The sequence below is a fragment of the Bowmanella yangjiangensis genome (assembly GCF_017255015.1).
In the GTDB taxonomy this organism is placed as follows: domain Bacteria; phylum Pseudomonadota; class Gammaproteobacteria; order Enterobacterales; family Alteromonadaceae; genus Bowmanella; species Bowmanella yangjiangensis.
The window spans coordinates 1-1,765 of sequence record NZ_JAFKCS010000162.1; the positions used below are offsets into that span (position 1 = coordinate 1).

The window sequence follows — 1,765 nt, forward strand, 5'->3', positions numbered from 1 at the left end:
CGGGATTGATCGGGGGACTATATCAGCGTGGCGCTGCTCGTGGCACAGGGGGTAAGAGGTGAATTCCTCATGGAAATGCACTGGATGATAAATATGAATTTTTATTATTGCTCGACGACAGCGGCTTCGGCCCGGCGCAGCGGTTCTTCTCCAGCCTGTTCTGGGGCGCCTGGGTCACTTCGCGGCGTGCCGACTAGCGTGTGGCGCTCTGCTCCAGCAGCCAGGCCTGGAACAGCGCCAGCGCAGGCGGTGACTCGGCGTTGGGGCGGGTGACCAGCACGTAGCGCTTGGCCAGTTCCGCCAGCACCGGCCAGGGCGCGCTGAGGCGCCCATCGGCCAGCTCCTGCTCGACATAGCGGCGCGGCACCAGGGCCATGCCGATGCCCGCCTTGGCGGCCTCGATGAGCAGGGCATAGCGGTCGTACACCGGCCCCTGGTCCGTGTGGGCCAGCGCCAAGGCGCTCAGCTCGGCATAGCGTGCCCAGCCGAAGGGGCTCTCGTGCTTGTGCAGCAGCGGCATCTGCCCGGCCGGCCGGGCCGCCAGCTGCGGGTGGCAGACGGCGATCAGCGGTTCCTCGAACAGGGCCTGGACCTGCATCCCCGGCCAGTCGAGGTGGGCATGATGGATCGCCGCGTGCAGCTCGCTGTCCGCCAGGGAAAACGGCTGCGTGCGCTCGCGCAGGTTGATCTGGATATCCGGGTGCAACTGGCGAAAATGCACCAGGCGCGGGATCAGCCAGCGGCTGGCCAGCGTCGGCAGGACACCGATCTCCAGGGCGCTGTCGGCGCTGGCGCGCTGGGTCAGTTGCCGGGTGTGGCGCTCGATGTCGGCCAGCAGCGTGCGCATCTGCGTGGCGTAGCCGGCACCGGCAGTGGACAGCTCGACGCGGTTGCCGACGCGGTGGAACAGGCGCACGCCGAGGAAGTCTTCCAGCTTGGCGATCTGCCGGCTGATCGCGCCTTCGCTCAGCGACAGCTCCTGGGCGGCGCGGGCGAAGCTCTGGTGGCGAGCGGCGGCTTCCAGGGCCAGTAGTGCGGCGGTGCTGGGTAGGCGTCTGCTCATTCTGGCCGTCCGTGTGCGAGGCGCGACAGGATGACGCATGTGCAAGCTGCCTTGCAAAAAAATCGGTAACGCCCGCGCCCTGGCCTGCCTAGCATGTCGCCGGGTTGCCACCGTTGCCGGTGGCGCTGTCATCGACGGAGTGAAGGAGCGTGTCGTGCTGAAGACGAGTGATCGGGTGTTGCTGGGCAGTGGTGTGCTGATTCCTTGCTGGCTGTTGCTCGGCGTGGCGCTGACGGCGCTGGCCTACCCCGGCTACAGCCACCTGCAGCAGGCCATGAGCGAGCTGGGCGCGCAGGGGGCTCCGACCCATGGTTTTTCCGCCTGGGTCAACAACCTGCCACTGGGGCTGCTGTTCATTCTCTTCGGCCTGGGCATGGCGCGCCGCTTTCCTGGTTCGAAGCTGGCATTGCTCAGTGCGCTGCTGATCGGCCTGCATGGCCTGGGCAGCCTGGGCGCCGGCTATTTCGCCTGCGACCAGGGCTGTGCGCCAGCGCAACCGTCGCTGTCGCAGCAGTTGCACAACCTGGCTGGGCTGCTGATGTTTGTCTCGCTGACGCTGGCCTGCGCCCTGTGGATCGTGCTGGCGCGGCGGCTGTTGCAGTCGCCCGGGCTGGCGCTGTTCTCGGCCCTGTGCCTGGTGCTGGCGATCGTCACGGTGTGGCTGATGGCCACGGCGGTTGCCAGTGACCAGCTGTTCGGCCT

At 67.4% G+C, this 1,765-nt stretch carries 2 protein-coding genes; one reads left to right on the plus strand and one right to left on the minus strand.

Features of this window, described 5'->3' with window-relative positions; translation table 11 throughout:
• Nucleotides 1–193 precede the first annotated feature (193 nt).
• Nucleotides 194–1,063 carry a LysR substrate-binding domain-containing protein gene (locus tag J0A65_RS22910; protein ID WP_206596612.1) on the minus strand — a complete coding sequence of 290 codons (870 nt, stop codon included), beginning with the start codon at nt 1,061–1,063 and terminating at the stop codon, nt 194–196.
• A gap of 37 nt (nt 1,064–1,100) precedes the next feature.
• Between J0A65_RS22910 and J0A65_RS22915 the strand changes: the two genes are divergently transcribed.
• On the plus strand, nt 1,101–1,765 hold a 665-nt coding region (locus J0A65_RS22915), incomplete at its 3' end, for a DUF998 domain-containing protein (protein WP_206596613.1).